Genomic DNA, 6536 nt, shown 5'->3' with positions numbered 1-6536 from the left:
CCTCGCCGGGCCGCGTTTCCCACATCAGCCCGAGGTCGGTTCCGTCCACCTGCCAGCGCATGTCGGTCCGGTTCTCCGATCCGTGCCCGGTCACCTGGCCGACCAGCCGCACCGACTCGACCTGCGGCGCGGTCACCGGCGCGGCGAGCGGACCCGGTTCAGCCGGATGCACCACGTGCGGCGGCGCTGGCTGCGGTTCTTCCCCCGGACCGCCGGGTACCGGAATCGGAATCGGTTCGATCTCCGGCTTGAACTCGATGCGGGGCAGTTTGACCGGATCACCGGAACCGGAGCTACTGCCGGAACCGGAACCGCTGCCGGAACCGGAACCGCTGGCCGAGCCCGAGCCGTTGCCCGAGCCCGACGCGGACCCGGAGTCGGGGCCCGGATCAGTGCCGGTCCCGGGATCGGTGCCGTTGTCCGACTTCGTGTTCGGATCGACGTCCGGCTCCGGTGGTTTCGGGTTGTCCCTGATGTCCGGGCACGGGTTGTCACACGGATTCTCCGGCAACGGCTCGGGAACTATCCGCGTGTTGTCCTGCGGCGGGTCGGGCACCGGAACCGGGGTGAGCTCCGGAATCGGCACGGGAATATCGATCTGCGGCGGCACCGGCGGAGGAGGCGGCTGCGAGGGATCGGGCTCGCGGTTGAGCGGATCGAACCCGACCTCTCCGCAGCTGTTCACCGGCGGTGGCGCCCACGGGAAGGGTGCGGCCTGCGTGGCGGGCATCGGCATGGTGAGAACGCCGGCGAGCAACGCGCCGAACAATGCCGGTGCACAAGGTGATTTGCGGCGCATCACGTCGGCTCGCCGGTGGCTATCCGAGCATCGGGCGACCGGTAATCGGCCGGGTCTTCCACGGGCCCAGCAGCTTTCGCACCGCCTCGGGCTTCGTCGCCGGAAAACCCATGTCGTGTTGCCTCCTGTCGGTCGGCCGCCGACAGGTCAACATACCGGAACCAGGCCCGCGAACGTGGGACGAGAATCGGAAACGCCGGGTAGTGGAACCGGTACCGCCGTGCGTGCGTCCAAAGGAATATGAACGAGATCGAGTATGTGTTCGGCACCGGCGACGGGCCCGTGCACGTCTGGACCAGCCAGGCCGACCTGGAACTCGGCGATACGGGCGGCGCCGACGCGGTGCGGCTGGACTTCGACGGAGACGGCAGCGCCGACGACGCGTTATGGGATTCCTCGGGCTCCGGCGTCGCCGATATCGCGGCGCTGGATCTCGACGACGACGGTGTGCTCGACCACTTCTTCACCGACCCCACCGGCCTCGGCACCTGGAATCACCAGGTCACCGGCCTGCCCGGCGACGCGGCGAGCGAGCCGCTCGACTGGATCGTACGCACCGAGCAGGAGATGCCCGATCGCCTCGTCGGCGGCGCGCAGCCGTCCGATGCGCACCCGGACACCGATCATCCCGCCGCGCTGTCCGAGCGTGCGCAAGTCGACGCGCTGCCCGAGCATTTGGCGCACTGGTTGAGCCGCGAGGGACGAAACCTCGGCGACGAACCGTTCATCGTGTGAGCGCGTCGCGTCGCGTGTTGAGCGCGATGGCCGCTATGCCCGCGCCGTAGACGGTGGCGCCGGCGAGAATCACGGGCAGCGACCGGCCGTCATCCGGAATCACCAGCGCGGCAGCCGCGATCGCCAGCACGAACGTGATGTTGAAGACGGTGTCCTGGAGTGCGAACACTTCGCCGCGCCGGGCGTCGTCGATGTCTATCTGCATCGTCGCGTCACCGGTCAGCTTGATCGTCTGCCCGGCCAGGCCCAGCAGGAACGCGCCGACCAGCAGGAGTTCGTGGGCGCGCTGCGTCCCGCCGGAGTCGGCGAACGCGATCGGCGTCACCAGCGTGACCTGCACCAGCATGGCGGTGATCAGACCCGCGACCACGGTGCGCGGCCGCCCCAGCCTGGGGATGAGCAGCGGCGCCACGACGGCGGCCACCAGCATGCCCGCCGCGGTGGCGGCGATGGCGACACCGAAACCGACCAGCCCACCGCTGAGTCCGGAGCCGTCCACCGGAGCCTGGCGCAACACCAGCACCATGATGAGCGTATTGACGCCGAAGACGATCCGGTGCGTGCCTATGCCCAGCATCGCTGTGGTGACGTGCACCGATTCCCACACCGCCGTGGCGCCGGTGCGCAGTCCGGTGGCGATCGCGTGCACGGTGTTCTCCCGTGCCGCCGCGTCGGAGGCGGGACCGAGCACACGGTGGCGGAACCCGGCCGCCAACACCGCGCCGACCACCGACCCCGCGCCGCTGACCGCGACCGTGATCGCCGAGGCGAAGTCCCCCGCCCCGATCAGCCCGATCATCCCCACCGCGGCGGCCGCGCCCAGTCCGGCGCAGCCGGAGGCGACCGTGGCGAACACCGAGTTCATCGGCACCAGCCATGACTGCGCCAGCACCCGCGGCAGCGCCGCCGACACACCCGCCAGCACGAAACGGCTGACGCCGACCACGGCCAACGCCAAGAGCAGCAGCGGCGTCTCGCCGATCCCGGCGAGCAGCCCCGCGCTCACCAGGGCGATCAAGACCGCACGCAGCACATTGGCCACCAGCAGCACGATGCGCCGGTCCCAGCGATCCAGCAGCGCGCCCGCGTACGGCCCGATCAGCGAGTACGGCAGCAGCAGCACGGCGAAACCCGCCGCGATGGCCAGCGGATCGGTCTCCCGCTCGGGATTGAACAGGATCGCGCCCGACAACGCGGCCTGGAACATGCCGTCACCGAATTGCCCGGCGAACCGCACCAGGGCCAGGCGCGACACGCCCGGGCTTTCCCGCAGTGCCGCGCGCAGCCCAACCGGCTGTTGCTCGGCCGGGGTGCGGCCTTCGGCCTGACCAGTCGACACGTCCGCAGGGTACTGCGTTCCTCGACGACGCCGCGCACTCGGCCGCGCGGCCCGAATCACACGGCGTCCGAATCAGACCCGATCCACCAGTGTGCTGACCGTCTGCCGGGTGTCCGGCGCCATCGGCAGGTCGTCGAGGCCGCCCGCGTCGATCCAGGCGAACGCGTCGTGCTCACCCGGCGCGAGAGCGACATCACCGGGTTCGGCCTCCACCACGAAGCTGTATTTGCGCACTTTCGCCTTGGTTCGGGTGGCGTAATCGAATCCGCCCAGGAATTCGGTGATCGCGCGCACGCGCAACCCCGTTTCCTCCAGCAATTCCCGTGCTACGCACTCGGCGAAAGTCTCCCCGGATTCGACCCCTCCGCCGGGCAGTTCGTACAGTCCGCCGCGATAGTCGTCGGCGGCCCTGCGCACCACCAGCAGTCTGCCCGCGCGGAACACGGCGATGCCGATCACGAAATGCGCGATGCCGTCGCGTCGCGCTTCGCTGCGGAGTCGCCGTTCGATCCGGGCGAGGGCATCGGCTCCCAGCACGTCGTTACCTCCGGTTGGCATTGTGGCGTTCGGCGATCGGCACGGGCCTCGATATCCGACGAGGTGGCCCGACATTTCGACGTACCGGTTGGTTCTGCTCGCCTCCCGTTCACCCTCCGGTCGCTCGCGTAAAATGCCGAGTGCAGCTCAATTTACTAGGAATGCGGAGTACCGCGGCGCAAGTGCCCTACCCTGAATGGCGATCGGTGCACGGTCCCGAGAGGAGGACCATGATGTCCACACTCACGACACCACACATCGACGTCCACCGTGGTGGCGACCGCATGAAGACGCGGGTCTCCTGGTTGGATTCGAAGCACTCGTTCTCCTTCGGGGAACACTACGATCCCGAGAACACCCACCACGGCCTGCTGCTGGTCAACAACGAGGACATCGTCTCCCCCGGCCAAGGTTTCGATACCCATCCGCATCGGGACATGGAGATCGTCACCTGGGTGCTCGGCGGCAGCCTGGTGCACCAGGATTCCCTGGGGCACAGCGGCGTCATCTATCCAGGGCTGGCCCAGCGGATGAGCGCGGGCACCGGCATTCTGCACTCGGAGAAGAACGACTCGTGGCGGCTGGACGGCCGCACCGCCGAACATGACGAGCCCGTGCATTTCGTGCAGATGTGGGTGGTGCCGGACGAGTCGGGACTCACTCCCGGCTACGAACAGCTGGAGATCGACGACGAACTGGCCGGAGGCGGCCTGGTGACGGTCGCCTCGGGGCTGCCCCGATACCGCGACCGGACCGCCATCGCCATCAACAGCAGCCATTCGGCGCTGCACGTGGCGCGCATGGTGAGCGCGGAGCCGGGCGCCGAACCGGTGGTCGAACTGCCCGACGCGCCCTACCTGCACTTGTTCGTCGCGCGTGGAGAGGTGGAGATGGAAGGGGTCGGCCCGCTCTACGAGGGCGACGCGGTGCGTTCGACCAGGACCGGCGGCCAGCGCGTGATCGCACGGCGGCCATCGGAGATCCTGGTGTGGGAGATGCATGCGCGATTGGGCGCCCAGTAGCCGCCTGGCCACCGCATTAACGTCCGTCCGTAGGCAGCGCGATCAGTAGGCGATCGCCGCGCACCTACCGGACCACCTCGTCCGGACCGAGCATCGCGAGGCACCGACGGAGAGGAAGTCCATGTCGCAGTATCCCCCGCCCCCCGGCCAGTACCCGCCGCCGCCGGGTCAATATCCGCCGCCTCCCGGGCAGTACCCCGGCCAGCCCGCCTATTGGCAGGAGTCACCGAAGGGCAAGGGCTTGGCGATCACCGCGCTGGTGCTCGGCATTGTCGGGCTGCTGAGCTTCTGGACGATCGTCGGCGGCTATCTCTTCGGCATCTTCGCCGTCATCTTCGGCTTGATCGCGGTGTTCAAGGCCCGCGCAGGCAGTGCGGGCGGCATGGGCATGGCGATTGCCGGCTTGGTGCTGGGCGTGCTGAGCATCGTCGGCGCCGTCCTGCTCACCATCGTGGGGTACAGCTTCTTCGTCGAGTCCGGCGGCAAGGACTTCGTCGACTGCCTGAACAAGGCGGGCAACGATCAGTCCAAGATCGAGCAGTGTGAGCGCGAGTGGAATCAGAAGCTGCAGGACAGGTACAGCGTCACGCTCACTCCGCCCGCCCCACCGACTCCCCGGTAGCGGCGCACGCGCGGGTCGTGGCGATCACCTCGGCGAACTCGCGGCGGAAGTCACCGTCCGGCGCCACGACCCAGATCCGGTAACCACCGCGCTCGTCGGTGGGCGAGGGCAGCACGACATGGCTGCCGGGTAGGGCGATCGACGCGCAGCAGCGGAACAGGTCGGCGAACAGCTCGGTATCCAGGTACGAATTGTCGGTGGGACCGGTCAGGAAGGTCCAGCGGTCGGAGCGCGGATGCGCGATGATCGGCCCCGGCCGGTGCTCGGCTCCCGCGGTCAGTCGCTCTTTCACCTTTCGGCCGAACGCGGTGGGCATCACGACGGCGCCCACCGAGCCGACTTCCAGCATGATCCGTCCGAGTGTCGCGTCCACCACGGCGTACAGCCCGTGGTCCTGGCGGTAGTGACGACAGCGAGTGAAGGCGTCCTCGATCGCCGGCGGATCCGTTGGCGCGAGACGGCTGCCGGACTGGATGCGGGATCTACTCATGACGAACAACCTCGCCTCGCTGCGGGTGGATCGTGTGCTCGAAAAATCGACCGCTTGCATCGACCCTAGTCCTGGGCAATTCGGTTGACAATAGTCAGACGTCGGCGCGTCCGAGTCGGCGTAGCATCACCGGACATGGCACCCGTCTCGCCGACCGTTGCCCGCTGGGAGCTGGTGCTTCGCCTGCGTGAGCTGCGCGAACAGCGCGGTTTCGACTCGGCGGGCTTCGCCAAACGGGTCGGCTTCACCCCGGCCAACTGGTCCCATGTGGAGAAGGGCAGGCGCGTACTCACCGGCAACACCATCGGACCGGTACTCGAGCTGCTGGAGGTGGAACCCGAGGAACGCGCGGAACTGCTCGCCCTGCTGGAGGCCAGCAAGCAGCGCGGATGGTGGGCGAAGTCGTCCGCGCTGATCGGACCGGAGTTGCAGCGGCTCTACGGAATGGAGTACGGCGCGCAGAGCATCCGCAGCTACGACAGCCTGGTCGTGCCGGGCCTGCTGCAGACCGAGGACTACGCCCGCGCGTTGATCAGCGCCGACGTGATGATCCGGCCGGTCCAGGTCGAGCAGCTGGTCGCGATTCGGCTGCGGCGCCAGGAGCGGCTGCGCGGCGAGGACCCGGTCGAGCTGACCGCGGTGTTCGGCGAGGGCACGCTGCTGCAGCAGACCGGCGGGCCGGACGTGCTCCGGGGACAGTTGAACCATCTGGCCGAGCTGATGGAAGAACTCGACACCGTGGAAGTGCGGGTGATCCCGTTCGCCGCGACCGCGGGGGCGGTACTCGGCGGCTCCAGCTTCCATCTCATCGACTTCGCCGGCGAGCAGCTGCCCACCTTCGGATGGGCGGAGAGCGCGGTGTTCGGCGGCGCCGTCGACGACCCGGATCTGGTCCGCGATCTGAGCTTCGCGTACCTGCGCGCCGTGGAGCAATCGCTCTCACGGACCGAGTCATTGGCCCTGATCAGGCACTATTCCCGCGTGTAAAATCC

The 6536-nt window shown here is 68.5% G+C and carries 7 protein-coding genes and 1 pseudogene; 4 read left to right on the top strand and 4 right to left on the bottom strand.

Annotated elements, in window-relative coordinates; translation table 11 throughout:
• A pseudogene (locus tag ON34_RS28210) lies at positions 1–799 on the bottom strand (DUF4185 domain-containing protein); the annotation flags it as partial.
• A 240-nt stretch (positions 800–1039) separates the two neighbouring features.
• Between ON34_RS28210 and ON34_RS28205 the strand changes: the two are divergent.
• The gene (locus ON34_RS28205) at positions 1040–1534 is read left to right on the top strand and encodes a hypothetical protein (RefSeq protein WP_051023247.1); all 495 of its coding nucleotides are present in this window, start codon (positions 1040–1042) and stop codon (positions 1532–1534) included.
• On the opposite strand, the gene ON34_RS28200 is transcribed toward ON34_RS28205, so the two are convergent.
• Entirely contained in the window at positions 1524–2819 is a 1296-nt protein-coding gene (locus tag ON34_RS28200; protein WP_040785101.1) for an MFS transporter, read from the bottom strand. The two genes, ON34_RS28205 and ON34_RS28200, sit on opposite strands and share 11 nt — an antisense overlap.
• A gap of 126 nt (positions 2820–2945) precedes the next feature.
• Entirely contained in the window at positions 2946–3410 is a 465-nt protein-coding gene (locus ON34_RS28195) for an NUDIX domain-containing protein (protein WP_245548233.1), read from the bottom strand.
• A gap of 233 nt (positions 3411–3643) precedes the next feature.
• On the opposite strand from ON34_RS28195, the gene ON34_RS28190 reads away from it, so the two are divergent.
• Positions 3644–4432 carry a pirin family protein gene (locus ON34_RS28190; protein WP_040785098.1) on the top strand — a complete coding sequence of 263 codons (789 nt, stop codon included), beginning with the start codon at positions 3644–3646 and terminating at the stop codon, positions 4430–4432.
• A gap of 121 nt (positions 4433–4553) precedes the next feature.
• Positions 4554–5054 carry a DUF4190 domain-containing protein gene (locus ON34_RS28185; protein ID WP_040785092.1) on the top strand — a complete coding sequence of 167 codons (501 nt, stop codon included), beginning with the start codon at positions 4554–4556 and terminating at the stop codon, positions 5052–5054.
• Here the strand turns inward: ON34_RS28185 and ON34_RS28180 are convergent.
• Positions 5023–5544, bottom strand: a complete 522-nt coding sequence (locus ON34_RS28180; RefSeq protein ID WP_040785096.1) for a hypothetical protein — start codon at positions 5542–5544, stop codon at positions 5023–5025. The two genes, ON34_RS28185 and ON34_RS28180, sit on opposite strands and share 32 nt — an antisense overlap.
• 135 nt (positions 5545–5679) lie before the next feature.
• Between ON34_RS28180 and ON34_RS28175 the strand changes: the two genes are divergently transcribed.
• Positions 5680–6531, top strand: a complete 852-nt coding sequence (locus ON34_RS28175) for a Scr1 family TA system antitoxin-like transcriptional regulator (protein ID WP_040785090.1) — start codon at positions 5680–5682, stop codon at positions 6529–6531.
• Positions 6532–6536: the final 5 nt, after the last annotated feature.

The sequence above is a fragment of the Nocardia pneumoniae NBRC 100136 genome (assembly GCF_000308755.1).
GTDB classification, from domain to species: Bacteria; Actinomycetota; Actinomycetes; order Mycobacteriales; family Mycobacteriaceae; genus Nocardia; species Nocardia pneumoniae.
This window is presented reverse-complemented; position numbering and strand designations above follow the sequence as displayed.